The 25,396-nt window shown below is 51.4% G+C and carries 28 protein-coding genes; 21 read left to right on the forward strand and 7 right to left on the reverse strand.

Annotated features, from left to right (window positions below; all coding sequences use genetic code 11):
• Window positions 1–5 precede the first annotated feature (5 nt).
• From I2I04_RS21280 to I2I04_RS21370, 20 genes are all read left to right on the forward strand, one after another.
• Window positions 6–302: a DUF4133 domain-containing protein gene (locus tag I2I04_RS21280; protein WP_195366341.1), complete on the forward strand. Its 297-nt coding sequence runs from the start codon at window positions 6–8 to the stop codon at window positions 300–302.
• 1,303 nt (window positions 303–1,605) lie between these two features.
• Window positions 1,606–3,123, forward strand: a complete 1,518-nt coding sequence (locus tag I2I04_RS23705) for a hypothetical protein (protein WP_410489795.1) — start codon at window positions 1,606–1,608, stop codon at window positions 3,121–3,123.
• Between the two features lie 11 nt (window positions 3,124–3,134).
• Entirely contained in the window at window positions 3,135–5,681 is a 2,547-nt protein-coding gene (locus tag I2I04_RS21290) for a hypothetical protein (RefSeq protein WP_195655828.1), read from the forward strand.
• Window positions 5,678–6,403 carry a hypothetical protein gene (locus I2I04_RS21295; protein ID WP_195366338.1) on the forward strand — a complete coding sequence of 242 codons (726 nt, stop codon included), beginning with the start codon at window positions 5,678–5,680 and terminating at the stop codon, window positions 6,401–6,403. The genes I2I04_RS21290 and I2I04_RS21295 overlap by 4 nt, the downstream gene beginning before the upstream one ends.
• Before the next feature lie 18 nt (window positions 6,404–6,421).
• On the forward strand, window positions 6,422–7,189 hold the full coding sequence (locus tag I2I04_RS21300) for a DUF5045 domain-containing protein (RefSeq protein WP_195366337.1): 768 nt from the start codon (window positions 6,422–6,424) through the stop codon (window positions 7,187–7,189).
• A 12-nt stretch (window positions 7,190–7,201) separates the two neighbouring features.
• A complete protein-coding gene (locus I2I04_RS21305; RefSeq protein WP_195366336.1) occupies window positions 7,202–8,335 on the forward strand; it encodes a hypothetical protein in 1,134 nt (377 codons plus the stop codon).
• 40 nt (window positions 8,336–8,375) lie between these two features.
• Window positions 8,376–8,771 carry a hypothetical protein gene (locus tag I2I04_RS21310; protein ID WP_195366335.1) on the forward strand — a complete coding sequence of 132 codons (396 nt, stop codon included), beginning with the start codon at window positions 8,376–8,378 and terminating at the stop codon, window positions 8,769–8,771.
• A gap of 3 nt (window positions 8,772–8,774) precedes the next feature.
• Window positions 8,775–9,389 carry a conjugative transposon protein TraK gene (gene traK, locus I2I04_RS21315; RefSeq protein ID WP_195366334.1) on the forward strand — a complete coding sequence of 205 codons (615 nt, stop codon included), beginning with the start codon at window positions 8,775–8,777 and terminating at the stop codon, window positions 9,387–9,389.
• Window positions 9,390–9,401: 12 nt separating this feature from the next.
• Window positions 9,402–9,782 (forward strand): hypothetical protein, encoded by a 381-nt coding sequence (locus I2I04_RS21320; protein WP_195366333.1) that lies wholly within the window; start codon window positions 9,402–9,404, stop codon window positions 9,780–9,782.
• A gap of 10 nt (window positions 9,783–9,792) precedes the next feature.
• Window positions 9,793–10,275 (forward strand): DNA N-6-adenine-methyltransferase, encoded by a 483-nt coding sequence (locus I2I04_RS21325; protein ID WP_195366362.1) that lies wholly within the window; start codon window positions 9,793–9,795, stop codon window positions 10,273–10,275.
• Window positions 10,276–10,285: 10 nt separating this feature from the next.
• Window positions 10,286–11,431 carry a conjugative transposon protein TraM gene (gene traM, locus I2I04_RS21330; RefSeq protein ID WP_195655830.1) on the forward strand — a complete coding sequence of 382 codons (1,146 nt, stop codon included), beginning with the start codon at window positions 10,286–10,288 and terminating at the stop codon, window positions 11,429–11,431.
• Entirely contained in the window at window positions 11,418–11,597 is a 180-nt protein-coding gene (locus tag I2I04_RS23580; RefSeq protein ID WP_317192953.1) for a hypothetical protein, read from the forward strand. The genes traM and I2I04_RS23580 overlap by 14 nt, the downstream gene beginning before the upstream one ends.
• Window positions 11,521–12,243, forward strand: a complete 723-nt coding sequence (locus I2I04_RS21335) for a site-specific DNA-methyltransferase (RefSeq protein ID WP_317192952.1) — start codon at window positions 11,521–11,523, stop codon at window positions 12,241–12,243. The genes I2I04_RS23580 and I2I04_RS21335 overlap by 77 nt, the downstream gene beginning before the upstream one ends.
• A 59-nt stretch (window positions 12,244–12,302) precedes the next feature.
• Window positions 12,303–13,154, forward strand: coding sequence for a conjugative transposon protein TraN (gene traN, locus I2I04_RS21340; RefSeq protein WP_195366331.1), 852 nt, complete (start codon window positions 12,303–12,305; stop codon window positions 13,152–13,154).
• A gap of 14 nt (window positions 13,155–13,168) precedes the next feature.
• The gene (locus tag I2I04_RS21345; RefSeq protein WP_370648493.1) at window positions 13,169–13,675 is read left to right on the forward strand and encodes a hypothetical protein; all 507 of its coding nucleotides are present in this window, start codon (window positions 13,169–13,171) and stop codon (window positions 13,673–13,675) included.
• Between the two features lie 29 nt (window positions 13,676–13,704).
• Window positions 13,705–14,361 carry a DUF1566 domain-containing protein gene (locus I2I04_RS21350; protein ID WP_195366360.1) on the forward strand — a complete coding sequence of 219 codons (657 nt, stop codon included), beginning with the start codon at window positions 13,705–13,707 and terminating at the stop codon, window positions 14,359–14,361.
• 13 nt (window positions 14,362–14,374) lie between these two features.
• On the forward strand, window positions 14,375–15,112 hold the full coding sequence (locus I2I04_RS21355) for a DNA-directed RNA polymerase subunit alpha C-terminal domain-containing protein (protein WP_195366329.1): 738 nt from the start codon (window positions 14,375–14,377) through the stop codon (window positions 15,110–15,112).
• Between the two features lie 3 nt (window positions 15,113–15,115).
• The gene (locus I2I04_RS21360; protein WP_195366328.1) at window positions 15,116–17,302 is read left to right on the forward strand and encodes a type IV secretory system conjugative DNA transfer family protein; all 2,187 of its coding nucleotides are present in this window, start codon (window positions 15,116–15,118) and stop codon (window positions 17,300–17,302) included.
• 204 nt (window positions 17,303–17,506) lie between these two features.
• Window positions 17,507–17,704, forward strand: coding sequence for a helix-turn-helix transcriptional regulator (locus tag I2I04_RS21365; protein ID WP_195366327.1), 198 nt, complete (start codon window positions 17,507–17,509; stop codon window positions 17,702–17,704).
• Window positions 17,705–17,715: 11 nt separating this feature from the next.
• Window positions 17,716–19,299, forward strand: coding sequence for a Fic family protein (locus I2I04_RS21370; protein WP_195366326.1), 1,584 nt, complete (start codon window positions 17,716–17,718; stop codon window positions 19,297–19,299).
• Window positions 19,300–19,408: 109 nt separating this feature from the next.
• On the opposite strand, the gene I2I04_RS21375 is transcribed toward I2I04_RS21370, so the two are convergent.
• Genes I2I04_RS21375 through I2I04_RS21385 form a run of 3 tightly spaced genes read right to left on the reverse strand, consistent with a single transcriptional unit; the run spans window position 19,409 to window position 20,377 of the window.
• Window positions 19,409–19,789: a hypothetical protein gene (locus I2I04_RS21375; RefSeq protein WP_195366325.1), complete on the reverse strand. Its 381-nt coding sequence runs from the start codon at window positions 19,787–19,789 to the stop codon at window positions 19,409–19,411.
• 32 nt (window positions 19,790–19,821) lie between these two features.
• Entirely contained in the window at window positions 19,822–20,094 is a 273-nt protein-coding gene (locus I2I04_RS21380; protein WP_195366324.1) for a hypothetical protein, read from the reverse strand.
• A gap of 7 nt (window positions 20,095–20,101) precedes the next feature.
• On the reverse strand, window positions 20,102–20,377 hold the full coding sequence (locus tag I2I04_RS21385; protein ID WP_195366323.1) for a hypothetical protein: 276 nt from the start codon (window positions 20,375–20,377) through the stop codon (window positions 20,102–20,104).
• A gap of 14 nt (window positions 20,378–20,391) precedes the next feature.
• Between I2I04_RS21385 and I2I04_RS21390 the strand changes: the two genes are divergently transcribed.
• The gene (locus tag I2I04_RS21390; protein ID WP_195366322.1) at window positions 20,392–20,592 is read left to right on the forward strand and encodes a hypothetical protein; all 201 of its coding nucleotides are present in this window, start codon (window positions 20,392–20,394) and stop codon (window positions 20,590–20,592) included.
• Between the two features lie 232 nt (window positions 20,593–20,824).
• Here the strand turns inward: I2I04_RS21390 and I2I04_RS21395 are convergent, their stop codons facing one another.
• The 4 genes from I2I04_RS21395 to I2I04_RS21410 form a co-directional block, all read right to left on the reverse strand.
• Window positions 20,825–22,531, reverse strand: a complete 1,707-nt coding sequence (locus tag I2I04_RS21395; RefSeq protein WP_195366321.1) for a ParB/RepB/Spo0J family partition protein — start codon at window positions 22,529–22,531, stop codon at window positions 20,825–20,827.
• A gap of 432 nt (window positions 22,532–22,963) precedes the next feature.
• A complete protein-coding gene (locus I2I04_RS21400; RefSeq protein WP_195366320.1) occupies window positions 22,964–23,218 on the reverse strand; it encodes a hypothetical protein in 255 nt (84 codons plus the stop codon).
• Between the two features lie 7 nt (window positions 23,219–23,225).
• Complete coding sequence (locus I2I04_RS21405; protein WP_195366319.1) at window positions 23,226–23,981, reverse strand: ParA family protein; 756 nt, start codon at window positions 23,979–23,981, stop codon at window positions 23,226–23,228.
• Window positions 23,982–24,340: 359 nt separating this feature from the next.
• Window positions 24,341–25,396, reverse strand: a 1,056-nt coding sequence (locus I2I04_RS21410) for a DNA methylase (RefSeq protein WP_229091430.1), incomplete at its 5' end; no start/stop codon positions are given.

Genomic DNA, 25,396 nt, shown 5'->3' on the forward strand with positions numbered 1-25,396 from the left:
CAGGCATGAAAGGCAAGGACGAACGCTATCCGGGCTATCCGTTATTCAAGGGGCTGCAACGGCCTCTTGAATTTCTGGGCATCCAAGGCCGCTACATCTACTGGGCGGCAGCGACGACGTGTGGGGCCATTGTCGGCTTCATAATCGCCTACTGCCTGCTCGGTTTCGTGGCCGGACTTGTCGTACTGGCAGCCACCGTATCGGCCGGCATCGTGCTTGTCCTGCTCAAGCAACGGAAGGGACTGCACAGCAAGAAGGTCGCTCCTGGTGTGTACATCTATGCCCACTCGCGCAAGATCTGACGAAAGAGAAACCATCACGGCAATGTGCATGGCTATATTGATTGTTGAACTGCGGGCGGGTTTGTCTTGAAGCAAGGCGAACCTGCCCCTATTTAATTACACGAATATCGAAATGACCCTATACATCATATTATGCTTTGTCGCCCTGTGCGCAGGCATGGCCCTGTCGGTCTATGCGTTCGGTACGGGCGGCAAGCGCAAGCGAATCTTTCAGGACATCTATTTCTCGGCGGAGGAAACGGACGGTGTGGGTGTGCTGTACACCAAGACCGGCGAATACTCCGCCGTGCTTAAGATAGAGAACCCGGTACAGAAGTATTCGGCGGACATAGACAGTTACTACGACTTCACGCACCTGTTCACCGCCCTTGCGCAGACCTTGGGCGAAGGGTACGCCATCCACAAGCAGGACATCTTCGTGCGGAAGAAGTTTGCAAGCGAACCGGCTGACGGGCAGGAGTTCCTGTCGGCGTCGTATTTCCGCTACTTCAAAGGGCGTCCCTACACGGACAGCCTTTGCTACCTGACCATCACGCAGGAGGCGAAGAAGAGCCGCCTGTTCTCGTTCGACAACAAGAAGTGGCGCGACTTCCTCGTGAAAATCCGCAAGGTGCATGACCAACTGCATGACAGCGGCGTACAGGCCCGGTTCCTGAACAAAGCCGAGGCGAGCGAGTATGTCGATCGCTACTTCGCCATGAACTTCAAAGACCGCACCGTGTCGATGACGAACTTCAAGGCAGACGATGAAACGGTGTCAATGGGCGACAAACGCTGTAAGGTGTACAGCCTTGTGGATGTGGACTGCGCCGCACTGCCCTCGATGATACGTCCGTACACGAACATCGAGGTGAACAACACGGAAATGCCGGTCGATCTGGCTTCGGTGGTGGACAACATACCGGACGCCGAGACGGTGGTCTATAACCAAGTCATCTTCCTGCCCAACCAAAAACGGGAACTGGCAATGCTCGACAAAAAGAAGAACCGCCATGCGAGCATTCCGAACCCGAACAACCAGATGGCGGTCGAGGATATCAAACGTGTGCAGGAGGTCATCGCCCGTGAGAGCAAACAACTGGTATATACGCACTTCAACATGGTGGTGGCCGTATCTGCCGGAGCAGACCTGCAAAAGTGTACGAACCACTTGGAAAACGCATTCGGGCGCATGGGCATCCATATCAGCAAGCGGGCGTACAACCAACTGGAGCTGTTTGTCGGTTCGTTTCCGGGAAACTGCTACGCACTCAACGAGGAATACGACCGTTTCCTGACCCTTTCGGATGCGGCGATGTGCCTGATGTACAAGGAACGTGTGTTGCACAGCGAGGAAACGCCGCTGAAGATTTACTATACAGACCGTCAGGGTGTGCCGGTGGCTATTGACATTACGGGAAAAGAGGGAAAGAACAAACTGACGGACAACTCCAATTTTTTCTGTTTGGGGCCTTCGGGCAGCGGCAAGAGTTTTCATATGAACTCGGTCGTGCGCCAGCTCCATGAGCAGGGAACGGATGTGGTCATGGTCGATACGGGTAACTCCTACGAGGGGCTGTGCGAGTATCTGGGCGGCAAGTATATCAGCTATACCGAGGAACGACCTATCACGATGAACCCGTTTCGCATCAACCGGGAGGAATACAATATCGAGAAGATTGACTTCCTCAAGAACCTTATCCTGATGATTTGGAAAGGGTCGGACAGCCAAATCCCCGAAATCGAGTTCCGCATTGTCGAGCAGATAATCATCGACTACTACGATGCCTATTTCAACGGATTTACAAGATACACCGACGAACAACGGGAGGTGCTGTTGAAGAACCTGTTTGCAGCGGCCAGCCGAAAGAACCCGAACAAGCCACCCAGGGAAGTGGATGAGATGGTGCGCAAACAGATAGAGGTGCTTGAGGCACGTCGTGCCGCACTGAAGGTTACTGAACTGAGTTTCAATTCATTCTTTGACTACTCGTTCGACCGTCTGGAGCAGATCTGCACTGAAAATGACATCACGACAATCAGCTACTCGACCTATTCGACCATGCTGCAGCCCTTCTACAAGGGTGGCGCGTATGAGAAGATTCTCAACGAGAATGTGGATTCGGCACTGTTTGACGAGACTTTCATTGTCTTCGAGGTTGATGCGATCAAAGAAAATAAAAAACTGTTTCCCATTGTCACACTGATTATTATGGATGTGTTCCTGCAAAAAATGCGCATCAAGAAGAACCGCAAAGTCCTTGTCATCGAAGAGGCGTGGAAGGCCATCGCCAGCCCGCTCATGGCGGAATACATCAAGTTCATGTACAAGACCGCCCGTAAGTTCTGGGCATCGGTCGGCGTGGTGACGCAGGAGATACAGGACATCATCGGCAGTGAAATCGTGAAGGAGGCCATCATCAACAACTCAGACGTGGTGATGCTGCTTGATCAAAGCAAGTTCAAGGAACGCTTTGACGAAATCCGGAAGATTCTTGGTCTGACCGAAGTCGATTGCAAGAAGATATTTACCATCAACCGCTTGGAGAACAAGGAGGGGCGCAGCTTCTTCCGCGAGGTGTTTATCCGCCGGGGTACGACCAGTGGCGTGTATGGCGTGGAAGAGCCGCACGAGTGCTACATGACCTACACGACCGAACGGGCGGAAAAGGAGGCTCTGAAGCTCTACAAGAGGGAACTTCGGTGCAGCCATCAGGAGGCTATCGAGGCGTATTGCCGGGACTGGGACAACAGCGGTATCGGAAAGTCCCTGCCTTTCGCACAGAAAGTAAACGAGGCCGGACGGGTGCTGAATCTCCGTCCCACACATGAATCCAAATAAACATTGCAGCCATGAAACGACTACTCCTTATCCTGACCATCGCCTCGGTCGCACTCTGCCAGCCGGTTCACGCCCAGTATTACAGCGTGAACTACGACACCCGTACCGTTGCGGCGATGGTGGCCGCTTTCGGCACGGAGGCAGTCGCCGAAGGGTACTACCGGGAGCAGGTCGATGACATCCTCAAGCACTACACGGCAGCGGAGGTCGCCACTGCAGGGATATTTGCCGCCAAGTTCTTGGAACATAAAGCCCTGAGCGACCTCGGCATCTGGAACAGCCGCACGGAAAACTATTACTACCGCCGCATCTACCGGATGGTGGCGGAGAAAATCATGCCGAAAATATGGGTGGTGGCGAAACAGATGCTCCACTCGCCGCAGACGGCGGTCTATTGGGGCAGTTATCTGATGAAGATATGCGATGACACGAAAAGCCTGTGTATGCAGTTCGAGAGCGTGGTGACCAACAGCACGCTGACCTTTTCGGACATCGCATTCCTCGAAATCAACCGGGAGATAGCCCCCTTGCTGAAACTTTCGGAAATGGGGAATATCGACTGGCAGCGGATGATGGACGACCTTGCCAATGTGCCGAACCGCTTTACCCGTGAGCATCTGCAAAGCGACCTCGACAACCTCTATAACATGGGGGTCGGCCTTGCGACGGCAGGCATCGCCAACCTCGGTGAAGCCTTGCTGCCGCAAAGCGCATTCCATGACCTGATAAACGGCAAGCTCGGAGCAATAGCCACTTTGTACGACCATTACGGCAGCCTGCTGGAGCAGGCGGAGAACGGTATCGGGAACCTGCTGCTTGACAAAATCGGCGGCAAGGAGAACGTCGCCGGACTGTTCGGCTTCGGGGATTACGACCTTGCCGGGTGGATGAGCGACTACCTGAGCGAGAATGCCGGAAGCTACTACACACAGCGGTGGTATATCGCCCGTCGAGACCAGGGAGAGGTATCGCTGTGCGACTATTATCCGCCGACGGACGACAACAGCATCCTGAACGGGGGCGCATGGGTGCGGTTCAACACAAGCGATCCGAACTTCTATCCCGACGCCTCGCAACGTGAGCAGGTACTCGCCAACTCGGAAAGCCATGCCGGATGGTCGAGGAACCGGGTACAACAGCTGAACAATGCCAATGACGGTTTTCATTACAGCATCAGCTATTGGATGTCCGCCTACGTCATCAATCGCGGGAACAAGCAGACCAAGAAGGCATACGCCTATGAAATCCATGTAAGCAAGAGCTGGAACAAGGAAGAGGTGGTCTATGAAGAGGTCTTCGATTCCTACTCGATGGACTTGAACACGTTTCGGGCGCAACTGAATGTCCGGCTCGCGGAGTTCAACGAGAATGAGGACGGCTATACCTATTATATATCCTCCGATGGACGGAACTATTATCAGGCGACGGATGCCGCCAAACTGAAGGGGTGCGAGAGCGTGACTATCAGTGTGACCTGCTCCGACGGCGTTACGCTCGGACAAGGTTCGACGCAATACAAGTGCCGCAAGTGCGGCAGTTCGCTGAACACCCACACCAAAGAGTGCGCCATGCAGACCTCAGTGACGGAAAACGACCTCGACCTGTCGGAACTGGATGCGCTGTTGAACGAGGCGAACAGTCAGGTCGCCAACCTTGAAGCACGAATCGGGACGTTGGAAAACGAGAACGCCGCCCTGCTGAAGAAAATCAGTACGGCAAGCATCGAGGATGCGGCGGCCTACCGCCAACAGTACAATGCGAACAAGACGGAGATAGACCGGATGAAAGGCGAGCTTGCGGAGTGGAAGAAGAAACAGTCCGATTATACTCAAGCGAAATCGGAAGCCGCAGACGACAACAGCGTGGCGACGGACGACTATTACCGCATCCCAGCCATCATGCAGGACTGCAAGGCGGCCTACGGCCTGACATGGCAGGACGGCGGAGCGTGGAACGGCTATTCGTATGTGCGCAAGGCGACCATGCCGAACATCAACGGCATCATCACATTCAAGGCTACGGTCTCGATTGCCCGCAAGCCGAAATATTTTCTCGGCATCAAGATTCACCGTGCCATCATCCAAATCCAATGGGAACTGACCTCGGCCTATACGGACACGCACGTCGCCGATGTGCTGACACTCGATCCGGGGCTTTCGGATGCGGAGAAAACCCAATTGGTGAACGACCGCATCGCCGAAATCGCCCGTGAACACCCTTCCTGCAAAATCACGACGGAATACGCCCGCAGCACACCGACGGAAGAAACACCGTCCGGCGATGTGTACCACCTGCTGTGGTCGAGCGACCGCCTCGAAATCGCAAGGGAGGTGGACAGCAGAATCACAAGGATATACGCCGACTTGGTATCGCTGGAAAAGATGATGCACTACAAGCGGAGCATCCTTGACGTGATGAAGGACGTTCTGCCCGGACTGAATACAGACGAAGGGCGCAGGCTGACACTTGTGGAGGAATGCCATGACCGCTGGGTGGAGAGCGCACGGACACTTCGGAACGGTGGCGGCAGAAACGGCGGAAAGGAGGTGCGGCCATGAAACGAACCTTACAGATAGCCGCATTGCTGCTCTTGCTGCTGCCCGGTATCGCCAAAGCACAGTGGACGTTCGATATAGTCTCTGTTGAAGCCTACATCAACGACCACAAGAAGCAACGCAGTTTGCTGTTGGCCCGCAGCACCTTGGAGTACAGCAACAAACTGTTGCATGAGTACAGCCGCAAGGAGGTCGGGAACTACAAGGAACTGAACATCGACCTTGACCGGTACACCCGTGCGTTCGATGTCATCGACGTCATGTACCAGTCGTTGCGCACGGCACTGAATGTAAAGAACACCTATACGTCGGTCAGCGACCGCATCGGTGACTATAAATCGCTGTTAGAGGATTTCAACGCAAAGATTCTGGCACGGGGGCGCATCGAGACCGCCGACACCCTGATTATCGCCATCAACGCAAGGGGGTTGAGGGCGATTGCCCGTGAGGGGGAACAGCTCTATAAGTCCGTGAGCGACCTCGTGCTGTACGCCACCGGTGCGGCGGCCTGCTCGACCTCCGACCTGCTGATGGTACTGGAGGCCATCAACCGCTCATTGGACAACATCGAGCGGCATCTGAACCGGGCGTATTTCGAGACGTGGCGGTACATACAGGTGCGCATCGGTTATTGGAAGGCAAAGGTATATCGCTCCCGTACCATGCGTGAGATTCTTGATGACGCTTTCGGGCGGTGGCGCGGAGCCGGAAGATTGGACTATTAACAACAAAAAGAGAAGAATATGAACAGGAAACTATTACTCATGGCGGTAGCGGTCGCCGCAACGACGGCCGCACACGCACAGTATGTAACGTACAACCATGATTCGCCGAAACAGAACCAGGTTACGGTCATGGAAACGGGTACGGGCGCACTTTCGCCCGACCTCTATTATACCTTGTTGCACAACAAGTACAAGAAATCGGCGGCCGCCAAAAACAAGCTCTCGTTCCGCACCCTCGCCGGCATCAACCTGTACGGTCAGGTGGACGAAGCGGAGGCTATCGACTCGGCTTTGGTCAAGCGGGCGAAAATCGAGGCGTTGAACGTCGCCGACCGGCAGGTGGATATCGCATGGCTCGCAGAGGGCGATAAGGTCAGCGGACAGATGGAACGGTTCCAGCGCAACATCGACCGCATCCTCCCGTCCGGCGGCACTCCGTCCGACAAGGAGCGGTGGACGGAATACTACCATGTCTATCAGTGCGCCATCGACGCTACGAAAGACGCCTATATGCCCAACGCCCAGCGGAAGAAGGAGTATCTGCGCATCTACGAGGATGTGGCACGGCAGAACGAGATTTTGGTGGGCTACCTCGCCAAGCGTCAGAATGCAGCGGTAACGAGCGCACTGCTGAACGCTACGGACAACCGCACCTTGCACAAGGAGGGCATTGTCCGCAACGCCATGAGCCGGTGGCAGGAATCGCGTCTTGCGGTGCGAGGCTCGCAACCGGGCGGGAACGGTGGAGAGGGAGATGACAACGAGAGTGTAAACAGAGGGAACTAAAAAGAGGAAGCTATGGCAAACGGAGATATACTTTCGGATTTCGGCATCAACCTGTTGGAAGAAGAGATAGATGACGTGATTTTCCAGACCAACGAGTTCCTGACGGACGCCACCTTCACGGGGGCGCAGGGGCCGTTCTGGTGGATATTGCAGATGTGCATGGCTCTCGCCGCCCTGTTCTCGATCGTCATGGCGGCAGGTATCGCCTACAAGATGATGGTAAAGCAAGAGCCGTTGGACGTGATGAAGCTGTTTAGACCGCTCGCCGTGTCGATCATCATCTGCTGGTGGTATCCGCCTGCGGACACAGGCATGGCAGGCAGCCGGAACAACTGGTGCTTTCTGGACTTCCTGTCTTACATCCCGAATTGCATCGGGTCGTACACCCATGACCTGTATGAAGCCGAGGCCTCGCAGATAGCGGACAGGTTCGAGGAAGTGCAGCAGCTCATCCATGTGCGTGACACGATGTACACGAACCTGCAGGCACAGGCCGATGTCGCCCACACGGGCACGTCCGACCCGAATCTGATAGAGGCGACGATGGAACAGACCGGCGTGGACGAGGTGACGAGCATGGAGAAGGATGCGGCGAAGCTGTGGTTCACCTCGTTGACGGCAGGTGTCATCGTGGGGATAGACAAAATCATCATGCTGATTGCCCTCGTGGTGTTCCGCATCGGGTGGTGGGCGACAATCTACTGCCAGCAAATCCTGTTGGGTATGTTGACGATTTTCGGGCCGATACAGTGGGCGTTCAGCATCCTGCCGAAATGGGAAGGTGCTTGGGCGAAGTGGCTGACACGCTACCTGACGGTACATTTCTACGGGGCGATGCTCTACTTCGTGGGCTTCTATGTGCTGCTGCTCTTTGACATTGTGCTGTGCATCCAAATCGAGAACCTGACGGCGATAACCGCCAGCGAGCAGACGATGGCCGCCTACCTGCAAAACTCGTTCTTCTCGGCCGGTTACCTGATGGCGGCTTCGATTGTAGCCCTCAAGTGCCTGAACCTCGTGCCGGACTTGGCGGCATGGATGATACCGGAGGGCGACACGGCATTCTCTACCCGAAACTTCGGCGAGGGTGTGGCACAACAGGCGAAGATGACGGCAACCGGAGGGTTGGGCGGCATCATGAGATAATCCACGAATGACAATATAAACCAATAAAAATCATAAGTATATGAAATTGCAAGAGAAAATCAAGAGCTGGTGCAAGGATGAAAAATTCATGTCCTATGCACAGGAACGTGTGAGAAAAGAGCTTTGCGAAGTGGCGGAGAACCACCGCATAGATCCGCAGTACGAGGAACTGGACGAAGCCTTCGACTACGACGACCGGTACATCGTCCCCTTGGTGACGTACCTGACGTACAAGCTGCGTCTTGCCCTGCTGCAACGGAACGCCGGAAAGCGCAAGAGAGGAATCTTCTGGGTGCTTGTCCATGTGGAGATGCAGGGATTTTATGTGGAAGTGTTCTCGGAGGAGTTCGAGGGGATTCTGACGGAACTGCGTGATGCGGTAGTGCCCATACTGCACGGCGAGTATGTACAGATGTTGAACAAAAAAAGGGAGTAACGGATGGTTATCAAGAATTTGGAAAACAAAATCAAGCTGGTGGGTATCATCTGTACTGCCTTTCTCGTGGGATGTGTCATCATCAGCTTATCAAGCATCTGGACGGCACGGACGATGGTCACGGATGCGCAGAAGAAGGTGTATGTACTGGACGGCAACGTGCCTATCCTCGTGAACCGCACGACAATGGATGAAACGCTCGACGTGGAAGCCAAGAGCCATGTAGAGATGTTCCACCACTATTTCTTCACGTTGCCGCCGGATGACAAATACATCCGTTACACGATGGAAAAGGCGATGTACCTGGTGGATGAGACGGGATTGGCGCAGTACAACACGCTCAAGGAAAAGGGCTTCTACTCTAACATTTTGGGTACGAGTTCGGTGTTCTCCATCTATTGCGACAGCGTGGCTTTCAACAAGGAGAAAATGGAGTTCACCTACTACGGACGGCAGCGCATCGAACGGCGGAGCAACATCCTCATGCGTGAACTGGTGACGGCAGGACAGCTCAAGCGTGTGCCCCGAACAGAGAACAATCCGCACGGGCTGCTCATCGTGAACTGGCGCACCCTGCTGAACAAGGACATCGAACAGAAAACGAAAATCAACTATTAAACATCGGAATTTATGAATATCAAGGGATTCAGGCGGATGCTGTTCGGTGAGAAAATGCCGAACAAGCATGATCCGCAGTACAAGGAACGCTACGAACGGGAGGTGTCGTTCGGACGGAAATTCGCCCAAGTGACACGCATCGACAAGGCGGCCGCCAAGGTACAGGGATTCGCCAACGCACACCGGACACTGTTCTTGGTCATAGTCTTCGGCTTCGCCATCGGTGCTTTCACTTGGAACATCTGTCGTCTTACGACGGCATACCGTAACAGCCGGCCGACACGCACGGCGACGGAAATGCAGGATTCGGTACTGCGGGAAAGGCACAAGAGGCTACAAGGTGGTGAAATGAGGGAGAGTAGAAATGAGAACAGGAAGAATGAACCGCAATGAGGACGTGCCTATGAATACACGGTTTGAAAAATCAGTCCGCTCGTCGGACGAATGGTACACCCCGAAGGAGGTACTGGAAGCATTGGGCCGGTTTGACCTTGATCCTTGCGCCCCTGTCCGTCCGTTGTGGCCGACCGCCGAGGTCATGTATGACCGGAACATGGACGGATTGTCCCGGATATGGGAAGGGCGTGTATGGCTCAATCCTCCGTACTCACGTCCCCTTATCGAACAGTTTGTCCGAAAGCTGGCGGAACACGGTAACGGCATTGCGCTGTTGTTCAACCGTTGCGATTCCAAGATGTTTCAGGACATCATTTTCGAGAAAGCTATGGGCATGAAATTCCTGCGCCACCGTATCAGGTTTTACCGCCCGGACGGAACACGCGGCGATTCTCCCGGTTGCGGCAGCATCCTGATTGCATTCGGGGAGGACAACGCAGAAGTGCTGAGAAACTGCAGCATTGAAGGCAAGTATGTACGACTTAATTAAAAAATGTATGATGAAGATATTTGATAAAATCAATTTCAAGGAGCCGAAGTATATGCTCCCGGCTATCCTGTATGTTCCGCTTTTGGTCGCATCGTACTTCATCTTCGACCTGTTTCACGCTGAAACGGCGGAGATACCGGACAAGACGATGCAGATGACGGAGTACCTGAACCCCGACCTGCCGGACGCCCGAATCAAGGGCGATATAGGCAGCAAGTACGAGAACATGGCTAAATCGTGGGGTAAGATTCAGGACTACTCCGCAGTGGATAACATAGAACGAGAAGAATCCGATGACAACAAGGAAGAATATGAATCGCAATACACGATGGACGACATCGCCCTGCTGGACGAACAACAGCAGGAAAAGGCTGCGGCAGCGCAAATTGCCGATGCCAAGACGCGCGAGCAGGAAGCCCTCGCGGAACTGGAGAAAGCCCTTGCCGAAGCAAGGCTGAAAGGGCGCAACGAGGTTTTACCACCGACCGATACGGACAGTACCGCAACGGCAGCACAGACACCGGCGGCAACCATAGAGGTCAAGGGCAAGATAGAGGAAGAGAGCCGTTCGGTAAAAGCCCCGTCGGAGAGTGAACCGCCCAGCGAGGTGGTGCGCAAAGTAAAGACGGCTTCGGACTACTTCAACACACTGGCGGTCAATGAACGTGAGCCGAAGCTGATAAAGGCCATCATTGACGAGAACATCAAGGCGGTGGACGGCTCGCGTGTGCGGCTTCGCCTGCTCGACGATGTGGAGATCAACGAGTGCGTGGTCAAGCGAGGGTCGTACCTGTATGCCACCATGAGCGGCTTTTCGTCGGGACGTGTGAAAGGGAACATTACCAACATTCTCATCGAGGACGAACTGGTAAAGGTCAGCCTTTCGCTGTATGATACGGACGGCATGGAGGGGCTGTATGTCCCGAACAGCCAGTTCCGGGAAACGGGCAAGGATGTGGCAAGCGGTGCGGTGTCGGGAAACCTGAACATGAATACCGGGGCTTACGGCAACAGTCTCTCCCAATGGGGTATGCAGACCGCCACGAACGCCTACCAGAAAACGAGCAACGCCATCAGCAAGGCCATCAAGAAGAACAAGGTAAAACTGAAATACGGGACTTTCGTCTATCTGGTTAACGGACGTGAGAAACAATAAAGACGGAAGCCATGATAGAGACAGACAACATATACAATATGGATTGCATCGAAGGCATGAAGCTCATAGCGGACGGCAGTGTCGATGCCGTGATAGCGGATATGCCTTACGGTGTGCTGAACAGAAACAACGGGGCGGCACACTGGGACAGGCAGATACCGCTTGATGCGTTGTGGGAACAATTCCGCAGGATTACCAAGCCGGAAAGCCCCATCATCCTCTTTGCGCAGGGTATCTTCTCGGCGCGGCTCATGCTCTCGCAACCCAAAATGTGGCGGTATAACCTCGTGTGGCAGAAAGACCGGGTAACGGGTCACCTGAACGCCAACAGGATGCCGCTGCGCCAGCATGAGGACATTATCGTGTTCTACGACCGGCAGCCGGTGTATCATCCGCAGATGACCTATAAGCCGGAGAAAAAGAACCATCCTCGCGGTATGTTCAAAAGAATGACCAACCGATGTTACGGTGCGATGAAACCGACTCCCTCCCATATCTCGGACTGGAAATATCCGACTTCGGTCATTCCCATTCCCAAGGAACACAAGACAGGTGCATTCTATCACCCGACACAGAAGCCGGTTGCCTTGATGGAGTACCTGATATGCACTTATACCAACGAGGGCGATGTGGTACTGGACAACTGCATCGGTTCCGGCACGACCGCCGTCGCTGCCATCCGCACGGGACGGCATTACATCGGTTTCGATATTGAACAAGAGTATTGCGAGATTGCCCGGAAGCGGATTCAGGAGGAACGGGAACGAGGAAGTGAGACGAAAGAAGGCGAAATAAGGGAAACAAAGAAATAAACGAGAGCAAACAGAATAAAAACAGAATCAATAATATCAATCGGAATAGTGATATGAATATGAACAAGAAAGGAATCGTAACAGCATTTCTTCTGGCGGCGGGATTGTTTGCCGCACGGGATGCACAGGCTCAGCGTACATACGAAGAGATGGAACGGCTGACGGTCAATGAACAGGTAACGACCGTCATCACAGCCTCGGAGCCGGTCCGCTTTGTGGACATTTCCACCGACAAGGTGGCGGGCGACCAGCCCATCGAGAACATCATCCGTCTGAAGCCCAAGGAGACGGGACACGAAGACGGCGAGGTGCTTGCCATCGTCACCATCGTGACGGAACGCTACCGCACCCAGTATGCGCTCATCTATACCACACGGATAAGCGAGGCGGTGGCGGACAAGGAGATTCTGCTACAGGAACGGGATGCCTACAACAATCCGGCGGTCTCGATGTCCACCGCCGACATGGTGCGTTTCGCAAGGCGTGTGTGGAACTCGCCCTCGAAAGTCCGCAACGTGGCGACCAAAGCGCACCGTATGGTGATGCGCCTGAACAACATCTATTCGGTCGGCGACTACTTCTTCATCGACTTCTCCATCGAGAACAAGACGAACATCCGTTTCGACATCGACGAGATACGGGTGAAACTGTCGGACAAGAAACTCTCGAAAGCAACCAACGCACAGACCATCGAACTGACGCCCGCACTGGTGCTGGAGCGTGGAAAGACGTTCAAGCACGGCTACAGGAACGTGGTTGTCGTGAAGAAGATGACCTTCCCGAACGACAAGCTGCTGACTATCGAGATGACAGAGAAACAAATCAGCGGACGTAATATCAGCCTGAGCATCGACTACGAGGATGTGCTCTCGGCCGATTCGTTCAACACCGCTTTATTGGAGGAGGAATGACGATGGGAAAGAAGATGAAAACAGCTTTGTTGCTGATGCTTGTCTGCATGGGGATTGCCACCGATGCCCATGCGCAGCGCAACAGCGGCCGCCTCTCGCTCGGCGTGGGGCTGCTGTACGAGAACGGTATGGATGTGACGCTCGCCTACGAGCATGAGATGAACTACCGCCATATGTGGGAGTTCTTTGCCAACGGCTACCTGAAATGGGCGGAATGCGGCTCGTGCGGCCATGTCTGCCCGGAATCCTTCTGGCGCAATTACCGCACTTACGGCTTCGGAGTGGCATACAAACCCTGCGTGGTGCGTGGACGTAACCATTACGGGAATCTGCGTATCGGTGCATCTGCCGGGAGCGACACGAAAAAGTTTCTGGCAGGCATCCACTTGGGTTATGAGCATAATTATGTGTTGCGGTCGGGCTGGACGCTGTACTGGCAGGTCAAGGGCGATATGATGATAAAAGGGGCGGACTTGCTGCGGACAGGCGTCGTGCTGGGTGTGAGACTGCCGATAAAATAAGGGAAAAATAAAAAAGGAATAAGATGATTATGATACGAAAGATATATTTGGCGGTAGCGGCGACGGTTGTGTTGCTGTGCGCTGCCTGCGACGCCCATATCGACGTGCCCGACACTGCGGTGCGTCCGGGGCATATTCTCTGCGAGGACGGCACGGCATTGTCCTACGCACAGTATGAACAATCGGGGAAACGGGCGATAGCGGTTGTCTTCGATACCGAACGCCGTGAAGGTACGGAAGGTAACGGTTATGCGGTTTACCTGTGGGACATCGCTCCGGCGGCCTTTGCCGACAGCCTCGGTGTCGCACAAGGGACGTCGGCCGACATCGAGGCTCTGGACGGGAACATGAACACCTTTGCGCTGTACGACACACGGGAGACGGCTTCGCCTATGGCGGAAGCGGTCTTCGACCTGTGGCGGTACGGACAGAGTGCCTATATCCCGTCGGTGGCACAGATGCGGTTGCTGTATGCCATCCGGGAAACCGTCAATCCCGTCATCGAACGGTGCGGCGGCCATCCGCTGCCGTTGGATGAATACGATTGCTGGTACTGGACATCGACGGAAGTCGCCGGACAGGAAACGGCGAAAGCGTGGCTCTACTCGACAGGGAGCGGCGCGATGCAGGAGACACCTAAGACACAGGCGCACAAGGTGCGGCCTATAATTACCATGAACAAATAAAATGTGCAACGATATGAATGAAATAGATATGCTTTTCTGTATAGTAGCGATGGTATTGGGAGCTTTCCTCATATACTATCCCATGAAAGATGAATCACCTCGGCAAAAAGTGAAAAAACTTGCCGATTCCGTTGCGTCTGATAAAAAGAACATTGATTATCAGATTCAACGCTTCAGCTACCTTTTGGACAACATGGCAGCCGACAACGGGAAAGGTTCGGCTCTGAAATGCCAGATTGCCAGATTGGAGGAGGTTGTCAAGGAGTTGAACGGCAAACGCAAGGAACTTGAGTCAAGCAACCGGTCGATGACGGATGTTAATGACGAATTGACGCAAAGCAATGCTGAACTTTTAGAGAAGGCTTCTGAATTGCGTGATGAGATACAGCAGCAGGAAATTAAAATCCAACAGCAGGAAGAATACATCAATTCTGTCCAGCGGGTCAAGGAGGGGCTTGAGATAGCCTTGGACAATATTCAGGCAGAAGAGGTGCATTATCTCTCACAGCCGATATTCAGCATGAAAATGACGCCCATAGTCAGAAGCAAACTCGAATCTCACGGGATATTGTATATCGGCGACCTGATTCAGCTTAACGAGGAATACCTCATGGAAATCTGGGGTATCGGGCCGGTGGCACTTGAAAGAATAAAGACGAAACTGAACGAGAACGGTGTGTGGTTCGGTATGGATGTCATACGAATCAACGACCGTTGGTATCGTAGAAAACAAGAATTAACAACGGATTGATTCATGGAAGAGAGCAAAGAGTTACAAGGGTTCTACAAGATATTCCGTGCGGTCATATATGTCTCCGTGCTGATGGAGTTCTTCGAGTATGCCATCGACCCGGCCATGCTTGACCACTGGGGCGGCATCCTGTGCGATATCCATGTGCGCATCAAACGATGGATGATTTACAATGACGGCAACCTTGTGTACAGCAAGATAGCGACGTTCCTGCTAATCTGCATCACCTGCATCGGCACAAGGAACAAGAAACATCTGGAGTTCGATGCCCGGAAGCAAGTGCTGTATCCGCTAATCAGCGGACTGTTCCTGATTGTGTTTTCCGTGTGGTTGTACCATCATCCGATGGAAACGAGGCTGTACACGTTGCCGTTGAACATCATCCTCTATATGGTTGCCACGCTTGCCGGTGTGATACTGGTGCATATCGCTCTGGACAACATATCGAAGTTCATCAAGGAGGGACTGGGGAAAGACCGCTTCAACTTCGAGAACGAGAGCTTTGAGCAGAGCGAAGAGAAAACGGAGAACAAGTACAGTGTGAATATACCGATGCGATACTATTACAAAGGCAGGTTTCGCAAGGGATGGGTGTCGATAAGTAACCCATTCAGAGGGACTTGGGTAGTCGGGACACCGGGCAGCGGTAAGACATTCAGTATCATTGAGCCATTCATCCGGCAGCACTCTGCCAAGGGTTTTGCGATGGTAGTTTATGATTACAAATTTCCGACGCTTGCTACGAAATTGTACTACCATTACAAGAAAAACCAGCAACTCGGCAAGCTGCCCCAAGGATGTAAATTCAACATCATCAACTTTGTGGATGTGGAGTACAGCCGCCGGGTGAACCCCATTCAGGCGAAGTATATCAATAACCTTGCGGCGGCGAGCGAAACGGCTGAAACACTGCTGGAATCGTTGCAGAAAGGCAAGAAAGAGGGAGGCGGAGGCAGTGACCAGTTCTTCCAGACTTCTGCCGTTAACTTTTTGGCGGCTTGTATTTATTTCTTTGTGAACTACGAACGTGAACCCTACGATGCCAACGGCAAGAAGCTGTATGCCGAGAAGCGGCAAGACCCGCAGACGAAATTCTGGAAACCTACGGGTATCGTGCGAGACTGTGAGGGCGGCAACATCGTGGAACCTGCCTACTGGTTAGGGAAATACTCGGATATGCCGCATATCCTTTCGTTCCTCAATGAGAGCTACCAGACGATTTTCGAGGTGCTGGAAACAGACAACGAGGTCGCACCGTTACTCGGTCCGTTCCAGACGGCCTTCAAGAACAAAGCGATGGAACAGTTGGAAGGTATGATCGGTACGCTGCGTGTCTATACCAGCCGTCTGGCGACCAAGGAATCGTATTGGATATTCCACAAGGACGGGGACGACTTCGACCTGAAAGTAAGTGACCCGAAGAATCCGAGCTATCTGCTGATAGCCAACGACCCGGAGATGGAAAGTATCATCGGGGCATTGAACGCATTGATATTGAACCGACTGGTTACCCGTGTGAATACCGGACAGGGCAAGAATATCCCGGTGAGCATTATCGTGGATGAGCTACCGACACTCTACTTTCATAAGATTGACCGATTGATTGGAACAGCCCGAAGTAATAAGGTAAGCGTAACGCTTGGCTTTCAGGAACTTCCGCAGTTGGAGGCCGACTATGGTAAGGTGGGGATGCAGAAAATCATTACGACGGTGGGTAATGTGGTAAGCGGCTCTGCCCGCTCGAAAGAGACATTGGAATGGCTATCGAATGACATCTTCGGTAAGGTGGTACAAGTCAAGAAGGGTGTGACTATCGACCGGGACAAAACGAGCATCAACCTGAACGAGAACATGGACAGCCTTGTGCCTGCCTCGAAAATATCGGATATGGCGACGGGATGGATTTGCGGACAGACGGCGAGGGATTTCGTGAAGACAAAGACCGGGACAGGCGGCTCGATGAACATTCAGGAATCGGAAGAGTTCAAGACCACCAAGTTCTTCTGCAAGACGGACTTCGACATGAGGGAAATAAAGGCAGAGGAAGAGGCGTATGTGCCGCTGCCGAAGTTCTACACGTTCCAGTCGAGGGAGGAACGGGAGCGCATCCTGTACAAACTATTCGTACAGGTGGGTCAAGACGTCAAGGAGATGATAAAAGACGTGCAGAACCAGCGCAATGCGAAATAAGTAAAAATCCCTGCGATAACCACGAAATTATTGCAGGGATTTTTGTATTTGCGTTCCGTTGCCGAAAATCTTTCGGACGTAGAACCGGTTTTTGCGACCTTAAACAAACGATAGAAAATCCGGTGTTTTTTACATAGTTGCTATTTAAGACTGGTTTATAAATAAAAAACATTATCTTTGCATTCAAAAACAATTTATTAGTAAATGATAAAGGAGATAAACCGTATAAAAGCTGTGTTGGCAGAAGTTGGAAAAACGAATGTTTGGCTGGCTGAGCAACTGGGCGTAAACCAGACAACGGTATCGAAATGGTGTACGAATACCTGTCAGCCGGATTTGTACACTCTTTCCCGGATTGCAGAACTGCTCAATGTTAGCCGCCGAGAGTTATTGCGTCCTTAAATATAATCATCATGGCAGAATATACAACAGATACATATCAAAGAATCAAGGCATTGATAAGCCAAGGCGAGACCTCGGAGATTGAGTTCAAATCGGCGCGTGGAGGATTCCCCGGCAGTTTTTGGGAGAGCTATTCGGCTTTTGCCAATACAAATGGTGGTACGATTGTACTTGGGGTGGTGGAAAAGAACAACCAATTTTTCTTTGACGGACTTACGGAAGAAACCATCGTCCGCTATAAAAAGAACTTTTGGGATTGTGCCCATAACAGAGGCAAGATAAGTGTTTGCCTTCCACGTGAATCTGATGTAAGGATTGAACAAGTCGAAGATTCATATATTCTGATATGCGATATTCCTCGTGCAAGTTATGAACTGCGCCCTGTGTATATCAGTTCCAATCCGTTCGGAAATACTTACCGGAGAAACCATGAGGGAGATTATCTCTGTACCGATGCGGAGGTAAGACGAATGTTTGCGGATGCTGAACATGACCGCCATCCGCAGGACGGGCGCATCCTTGTGGGCTTTGACTTTGAAAGGGATATAGATATAGAATCTTTGCATCAGTATCGACAAACACTTGCCAGCTTGCAACCCTCCCATCCTTGGGTGGGTATCGACGACATGGATTTCTTGAAAAAAATAGGTGCATACGCTACAGAATATGAAACCGGAAAAGAGGGATTCACGCTGGCCGGTATTCTGATGTTCGGAAAATACGACAGTATTACCAATAACTCTGGCGACCCGATGTATTTTGTGGACTATCGGGAAAAAATTGCGACCGACAATCCTGATATAAGGTGGACAAACCGTATCTATCCGGACGGTTTGTGGGAAGCCAACCTTTATCAATTCTATGTAAGGGTATATAACCGGTTGATACAATCGTTGCCTCGCCCCTTCATGATGAAAGACGGAGTGCGTCAGGAAGAGACACCTGCCCACGATGCCGTGAGGGAGGCACTCATCAACTGTATTATCCACCAAGACGTTAATGCACAAGGGCATATCATCGTGGAGCGTACCGATGAGAGCCTTATCTTTATGAATCCGGGCATGATGCTGGTTTCACGGCAACAGTATTTCGAGGGAGGCCGTAGTATTTGCCGTAATCCAATCCTGCAAAAGATGTTTATGCGGCTGGGGCGTGCCGAAAAAGCAGGCAGTGGTGTGGATAAGATTGTGAACGGCTGGCAATCTTTGGGGTGGCCGCTTCCTACTGTCGCTGAAGAAACACGTCCGGACTATGTGGTGCTGACTATGCAGTTAGGCACAACCACCGTTAAGAAAACAACACAAGAAAACAACACAAGAAAACAACACAAGAAAACAACACAAGAAAACAACACAAGAAAGCCCAATAAGCAGGATGTAAGAAGACAGCAGCTTTTGGAGTTTTGCTCCGAGCCGAAGTCTTTGCTTGATATTATGCAGCATTTGGGATTGAAAGCCCGGAAAAATGTAATGAATGTCTATATCACTCCAATGATTGATACAGGGGTATTGAAAATGACGGAACCAAATAATCCAACAAGCCGTAACCAAATGTATGTAACGGTAAAAATGGAACAGGGGTCTCAAGAAGTATAAAAGAGGATATATAACAGGATATTGCGATTCAGCGTATCAAATCGACATACAACAACACTGCCCACATTTTTCGTGGGCAATGTTATGTATTTAATTGTCGTTATTTCACTTAGGCTCGTGCAGCACTTAGCAGCATGGCGAGCTGTTGGTCGCAGAAATTATCGTATTCCTCCTTGTCCGCACCACTTTCGATAGCCCGGTCGATAACATCGCCCAGTTCGTCGAAGCAGACTTCCTCATTGACACACTTGGCATTGTCATCATCTTCTTTCTGTAGATAGACCTCGTAGTAGTCGGAGCCGTTGAGTGCGATAACGACATATCCGGCGTGTAACCGTCCGTTTACTTTCAGCCGCAATGCCGGCAGTTCCCGGAATACCGTAGCGACAAATTCACTGACTCCCCACGACATAAAGACAGGCATGGGTGTGAATGATAATAACTGTTCTTTGATGGTCTGTGCGATGTGCATTACATACTCTTTATCCATGATATTGAATTTTAGATAATTATTGACTTGTGTTAGTTGAACCATTCGGGATTATCCGCTTTCAGTTCCGTGATGAGTTCATCGTCCGGTAATTTGAGGGTTCTTGCATCGGTGAAAAAGAACACTTCATCGTAAAGTCGTTCAGCTTCCTTGTTTGCAAAACCTTCGTTCTCGTCCTCGAAGCTACCCGGATGAAGTGCATCGAGCAGAGCGGTCGAACCGATAAGGAGTTCTTCGCCCTCGTTGGATTTAACGATACGGCAGATGTAGGTATTGCCGTCAAATTGTAACTCTTTCGTTTTCATACGCTTGTTATCTTAATGGGATGTGTTTCCCGTGAGCCTTGAGGTATTCCATGATGCACTTCGCTTCCTCGTGCGATGCACGGTTGCGGTCGTCGTAGTTGCGTGTCTCGTCTGCCATGACCACAATACACTCTTTGACCAGCCGATAAAGGCTTTGCTGCAGCGTGGGGTGCATATCGGGAATTGCCGCCGCAAACCGTTTCGGGTTGAAGTTGTAGCTGTTCACTGCTCTTTCCCAGTCTTTGGCGAGTTGGTACTCTTTGCTTTCCTTGATGTTGTCCATAATCTTGAATTTTAATGATTTGTTTTTTCTTCCCTCCGTTCGATTCCTTTCTGTCGGAACCGCTTTGGGATTTTATGGATGCGGTACACGGCTGTCGGTACAGCTTCATACGGAAGGCTTTTCCTGCCAATTACTCTTTCTTAGGAAAGGAAGAATTTGCGGGAAATACACTTCAAGCCGCCGGATCAAGCGCGACGGCCGACCTTTGCATCTGATAAAACCAAACCGGGAACGGCAGGGAATGAAGCCGGGAAAAACGCTATAAAAGGGAGGTCGAAGATGGTAAAAAAGAGAGGGAACGGAATCTATGAATGGAGGTGGGCGGGTGGTGACGGGTTCGTTAGAAAGTTAAAAGAGGTACTGGGGGCTTGTTTATTTTGAGGGCATACAAAGAAGAAGAATAGAGGGCGGATTTCTCCGTCCCCCTATCCGTTATGACAACATTTGTCAGGCAGCTATTTCTTCCGTTTGCGGTTCATCGGGTTGTTCCGCTTCCTGCTTTGCCTGTTCTTGCACAAGCAAAACGGCTTTCTTTTCCTCGATGCGTTGGTGTCGCTTTTCGTACACTTCATTATATCCGTCTTGGATATTGGCAAGTTCTTCGGGCATATGCTTTTTGGCGAAGTCAAGCAACAGTGAGGCGGTGGCGTTGTTGCCGAATGCTTCCTTGAAATTGGCAATCAGATAATCCCTGCGGATAACGGCTTTCTGCTTGGCGGTAAGGTTCTCGATGATGCGCATTTTGTCCTCGCTCGTAAGGTAGTAATAAGAGCCTTTATCCTCAATGCCTACCTCATTGAAATGCTCTCTGCGGAGTGAGGAGAGCAGGAAGAAATACACCATTTTCTCCTCGTCCTGCCCAAACTTGCGCTCGGACATATCGACCTCCAAAATACGCTTTTTGGTGTCTTCAACGGTCTTTTCGAGGGCAATCTCCTTGTTGCGCTTGTCCTGCTTCTCCAACTTCTCGATAGGCGAAAGTGGCATTTCGGTTGTCGTACCGTTTGCGGTGGTAGCGGTATTTGCAACATAGCACAGTGCAATGTCGTTGCTCTCGATACGGAGATAGAGGGAGATTTCTCCTGCTTCGCTTCTGGTGCGGATTGCTTCGCATTTCTCGGTGTAGCCGTTCAATTCCTGCCCGTAATCCTTTACTGCTTCCTCGTATTCCTCGGTGGTATCGTAATCCTCTTTTTGAGGTGCTTGGGGGCATTCGGGGTATTTCGTTGCATAGGTTTTAAGGCTTTCCACCTCGTAACCCATAGCGGTAAGGCGGTCGATGACGGCTTCATTGTAATTGTAGCTTTCGTGGCAGAGGGGAACGGCAGGGTGCTGTTCCATGAGGCGCATAGCCTTTTCGGTAAGGTGCGATGTGTTCATTTCCACAAGGCAAGCACGGTTGGCGCAATTTCCGCAACCACCCTCACAGAACAACATCATGTTATTGGTATTGTGAGGACATGAAAGACAGAGGGTTTTGTCGAATGAATAGCGATTGAGGTCTGTGGTGTATTGCCGTTCGATGCTCTGTGCCACCTCGGAGGCTTTCATGCCTCGCCAACTATTGTACTGCACCCCCTCTTTCAGATGTTGGTCGTACACCTCACGCTGTATCTCTTCCCCATAACGGCAGATTTCGCTTGCCACACTGATTGTGATTTCGTCCTGCTCCAACAGCACGGCGATTTCGGGTATCAAGGAAACGAATTTAAGGCGTGTACGGATATATGCTTCCGTCTTGCCGAACTGCACGGTCAAGGACTGTACATCGTGGCGACCGCTGTCTATGAGCTTTTGGTAGGCGTTGGCTTCCTCAATCGGGGTAACGTCCTTGCGCTGCAGGTTCTCGGTGATTGCCATTTCCTCGGCGGTCTCGTCCGAAATTTCCATGACGATAGCCGGAATTTCCGCCAATTCAGCCATGAGGGAAGCACGGTATCTGCGTTCTCCAAAGACAATCTCGAAACGGTTGTCCGCAATGGGGCGCACACCGATAGGCTGAAGCACTCCCTGCTGACGGATGCTCTCGGCAAGTTCCGCAAGGCTTGTCTCGTCAAAGTTCTTGCGTGGGTTGTAACTGCTCGGCTGAATATTTGCCAATGCTACCGATGTGATGTTCTTCTCTACTGCTTGGGTTGCTGCTGTTGTTGCCATAATCATAAAATTTAATTGTTATTGAATTGATTTTCTTTTTTATCCCTCTTTTCGGTTCTTTTTCTGCCTGAACCGCTTGGGATTTACAGATGCTTTATAGGACTGACGAACAAGCTGTTTTCAACGCTTTTTCCGGAAAATTACTCTTTCACGGAAAGGAAGAATTTTACGAGAAATGCACTTCAAAGCGATGAAATCAAGCGCGGCAGTCCAAATTTGCGTCTGGAAAACCAACCGGCGATGGCAGGAACGAGGCCGGACAAGCGGTAAGCGGAATGGATAGAAAGGGGGAAATGCAGCCTTGCAGCTATAAGAGGCGAATAGAACAGGAAAACTGCCAGGGGATATAAACGGAAAAACCGCTACCTTGTGGACGTGTGCCATAAGATAGCGGTATGGTATAAAAGTCGATTGGGCGGATTGCCGCCTCGGTTATTTCTCGTGCTTCTCCAGATATTCCTTCATCGCCTCGTTCACAATATTTCGGAGCGACATATTCTTTTCGATGGCGAGGTATTTCATCCGGGTATGGATGCTCTTGTCGATGACGAAATTGCAATGCACGGCAGGCTCTTTTTCCGTCCTCGCCGGTGCGGGTTCTTTCTTCTGTACGGATTTCCCTGTGGATGACAGCAAACCGTCCAGTCCGCTTCTCATGCCGTTTTTCAATGAATCACTTTTGCCCATATCGTTTTTACTTTAGTTTCAACACTTCCTTTGCCAACCCCATGTAATCCTTTGCCCCGTTGCTGTTCTTGTTATACTCAAAGATATTCATGCCTTTTATCGGAGCTTCGGCCAATGATACATTGTCCCGGATGACGGTCTTGAACACCTTGTCGCAGAACGATTCGTTGATGAGTTCCGCTACACTCTTGTTGAGCGTCTTGCGCTTGTCAAACTGGGTGATGACAATGCCTCCGATGTTCAGGTTCGGGTTCAGCCGTGCCTTGACAATCTCGACCACATTTGTAATCTTCGCCATTCCACGCATAGCGAGGAACTGCGCCTGTACCGGGATAATCAGGAAATCTGCCGATGTAAGGGCGTTGAGCGTCAGCAAACCCAGCGAGGGAGGGCAGTCAATGAGGATATAGTCGAATTTCCGGGTTTCAAGCAATTTTGCAATCAGCCCTTTCAGTATCAGTTCCCGTCCCGGTTCGTTGATAAGCTCGGATTCTGCCGCCGACAAATCAAGGCAGGACGGTACAACGGAAAGACCATTATTTAACTCGGACACGGGTAAGGGATATTCACCTTTCATCGCTCCGTACACCGTCCGTTCCTCTTCGATAGAGAGGCCGCAGGATTCCGTGAGGTTCGCCTGACCGTCCATGTCGATGAGCAGTACCCGCTTTTTCTTCTGCTGCAATGCGGCAGCGAGGTTGATGGTGGTGGTCGTCTTTCCAACACCGCCCTTGTGGTTCAAAACAGCGATTATTCTTGTCATAATTTCCTATCTTTATTTCTGATACAAAGATACTACTATTTTTAGTATTTACTATGATTAGTGCGTACTATTTTACTACTTAATTATATTTTAGTATCATAGTATTTACTACTCTACTAAAATACTGATTGACTAAATGTAGTGCATATTATCCTTTGCAACGGGAGATTTCCTGATATCCTACTTTACTAACATTAGTATGTACTATATTTAGTATCGGCTGTATAACAGTGAAGTAAAACCTATTTGGGAGGTGTATATAAATGGATATTGCCGTCGTCAGACTGGGATACAAGAAAAATCCCTCTGCCGGGCTGTCGCAACCCAACAGAGGGAAAAGGTTAAGATATGATTATGGTTTAAGCGGCTTTGGTCGTAGGCTCGAACCCGGCTGCCGTTGTTTCGGGTGGGGTAAGAGTGCGTTCCGCTTCCTTGAGACTTTCGTCAATCCTCCGCTGCAGCTCCTTGCACTCCACTTTGAGCCTTGCCAGTTCATCGGCCTTGCTCCACTGGCGGCAAGCGATGTCCTGCAACACCGGGATTTCGCTCTCTATCCGCTCCACCGTCTTTTGCTGCTTCTCGATAAGGGACGGCAATTTGTTTAGCGTTGCCTGCGGATATTGCACTGATTCCACGAAACCGAGCGGCAACGCCCCACTCAATCCGCAACGGTATTTCAGTCCGCTTGTACCCTCGACAAAGAACGTGTTACGGTCAAACTCTCCTGCCAAATTGTACTCGCTGCGTACCAACAGATTCAGCCCTGCAAATGTACCGATAGTGCCATACGCTCCACTACGGTAGGTCTTGGCGATGCGGTGCAGTTCCCGGCCAGTTTCCTCGGCTGTGGCTTGCGGCAGGTTGAGAAGCTGCGTAACCTTTGCCCCCTCGTATGTCGTGATGTATTCCCAGTCCTTGATGAAACCGGCCTTTGTGCGCTTTACCTTTTCAATATCTTCATGATTGGAAGCTATCTTGCGCTCGGCACGGATGCGTTCTTTCTTGAAAATGGCCTGCTCCTTTTCCAACTGCATAATCTTGTTGTCGAGCTTTGCCTTGTTCAGTAAATCCGTGTTGCCGGAAAGGATAGCCACGAACTCGGCGAAGTTCATGCCGTTGTCCTCGTCCATGCCGCCCTCGTCAATACGTCGCACTGCAATCGTGCCGTTGTTGATTTGGTTAATGAACATCTGTTTGTTTCTTAACAGATTGAATTTGTAGGCGTCAAGTGTCTTTTCCGTGCCGTAAATCACAATATCCACGATGTTGCCGCCCCACAGTTTCACGGTGTTGCCCTTGCGTACCGCCCTGCCGTTACGCTGTTCCATATCGGCAGGGCGATCGGGTAGGTCAAGGGCATTACTGCCCTCTTCCCCCCTCAGAACCGTACGTGAGGGTTTCCCCTCATACGGCTC

The sequence above is a fragment of the Bacteroides sp. 1001136B_160425_E2 genome, from assembly GCF_015559655.1.
GTDB lineage: Bacteria > Bacteroidota > Bacteroidia > Bacteroidales > Bacteroidaceae > Bacteroides > Bacteroides luhongzhouii.

Bases quoted from the DNA above. Each gene is read 5' to 3' on its own strand.
- I2I04_RS21280 (WP_195366341.1), top strand. From the start codon at position 6: ATGAAAGGCAAGGACGAACGCTATCCGGGCTATCCGTTATTCAAGGGG.
- I2I04_RS23705 (WP_410489795.1), top strand. From the start codon at position 1,606: ATGTACAAGGAACGTGTGTTGCACAGCGAGGAAACGCCGCTGAAGATT.
- I2I04_RS21290 (WP_195655828.1), top strand. From the start codon at position 3,135: ATGAAACGACTACTCCTTATCCTGACCATCGCCTCGGTCGCACTCTGC.
- I2I04_RS21295 (WP_195366338.1), top strand. From the start codon at position 5,678: ATGAAACGAACCTTACAGATAGCCGCATTGCTGCTCTTGCTGCTGCCC.
- I2I04_RS21300 (WP_195366337.1), top strand. From the start codon at position 6,422: ATGAACAGGAAACTATTACTCATGGCGGTAGCGGTCGCCGCAACGACG.
- I2I04_RS21305 (WP_195366336.1), top strand. From the start codon at position 7,202: ATGGCAAACGGAGATATACTTTCGGATTTCGGCATCAACCTGTTGGAA.
- I2I04_RS21310 (WP_195366335.1), top strand. From the start codon at position 8,376: ATGAAATTGCAAGAGAAAATCAAGAGCTGGTGCAAGGATGAAAAATTC.
- traK (WP_195366334.1), top strand. From the start codon at position 8,775: ATGGTTATCAAGAATTTGGAAAACAAAATCAAGCTGGTGGGTATCATC.
- I2I04_RS21320 (WP_195366333.1), top strand. From the start codon at position 9,402: ATGAATATCAAGGGATTCAGGCGGATGCTGTTCGGTGAGAAAATGCCG.
- I2I04_RS21325 (WP_195366362.1), top strand. From the start codon at position 9,793: ATGAATACACGGTTTGAAAAATCAGTCCGCTCGTCGGACGAATGGTAC.
- traM (WP_195655830.1), top strand. From the start codon at position 10,286: ATGAAGATATTTGATAAAATCAATTTCAAGGAGCCGAAGTATATGCTC.
- traN (WP_195366331.1), top strand. From the start codon at position 12,303: ATGAACAAGAAAGGAATCGTAACAGCATTTCTTCTGGCGGCGGGATTG.
- I2I04_RS21345 (WP_370648493.1), top strand. From the start codon at position 13,169: ATGAAAACAGCTTTGTTGCTGATGCTTGTCTGCATGGGGATTGCCACC.
- I2I04_RS21350 (WP_195366360.1), top strand. From the start codon at position 13,705: ATGATACGAAAGATATATTTGGCGGTAGCGGCGACGGTTGTGTTGCTG.
- I2I04_RS21355 (WP_195366329.1), top strand. From the start codon at position 14,375: ATGAATGAAATAGATATGCTTTTCTGTATAGTAGCGATGGTATTGGGA.
- I2I04_RS21360 (WP_195366328.1), top strand. From the start codon at position 15,116: ATGGAAGAGAGCAAAGAGTTACAAGGGTTCTACAAGATATTCCGTGCG.
- I2I04_RS21365 (WP_195366327.1), top strand. From the start codon at position 17,507: ATGATAAAGGAGATAAACCGTATAAAAGCTGTGTTGGCAGAAGTTGGA.
- I2I04_RS21370 (WP_195366326.1), top strand. From the start codon at position 17,716: ATGGCAGAATATACAACAGATACATATCAAAGAATCAAGGCATTGATA.
- I2I04_RS21375 (WP_195366325.1), bottom strand. From the start codon at position 19,789: ATGGATAAAGAGTATGTAATGCACATCGCACAGACCATCAAAGAACAG.
- I2I04_RS21380 (WP_195366324.1), bottom strand. From the start codon at position 20,094: ATGAAAACGAAAGAGTTACAATTTGACGGCAATACCTACATCTGCCGT.
- I2I04_RS21385 (WP_195366323.1), bottom strand. From the start codon at position 20,377: ATGGACAACATCAAGGAAAGCAAAGAGTACCAACTCGCCAAAGACTGG.
- I2I04_RS21390 (WP_195366322.1), top strand. From the start codon at position 20,392: ATGATTTGTTTTTTCTTCCCTCCGTTCGATTCCTTTCTGTCGGAACCG.
- I2I04_RS21395 (WP_195366321.1), bottom strand. From the start codon at position 22,531: ATGGCAACAACAGCAGCAACCCAAGCAGTAGAGAAGAACATCACATCG.
- I2I04_RS21400 (WP_195366320.1), bottom strand. From the start codon at position 23,218: ATGGGCAAAAGTGATTCATTGAAAAACGGCATGAGAAGCGGACTGGAC.
- I2I04_RS21405 (WP_195366319.1), bottom strand. From the start codon at position 23,981: ATGACAAGAATAATCGCTGTTTTGAACCACAAGGGCGGTGTTGGAAAG.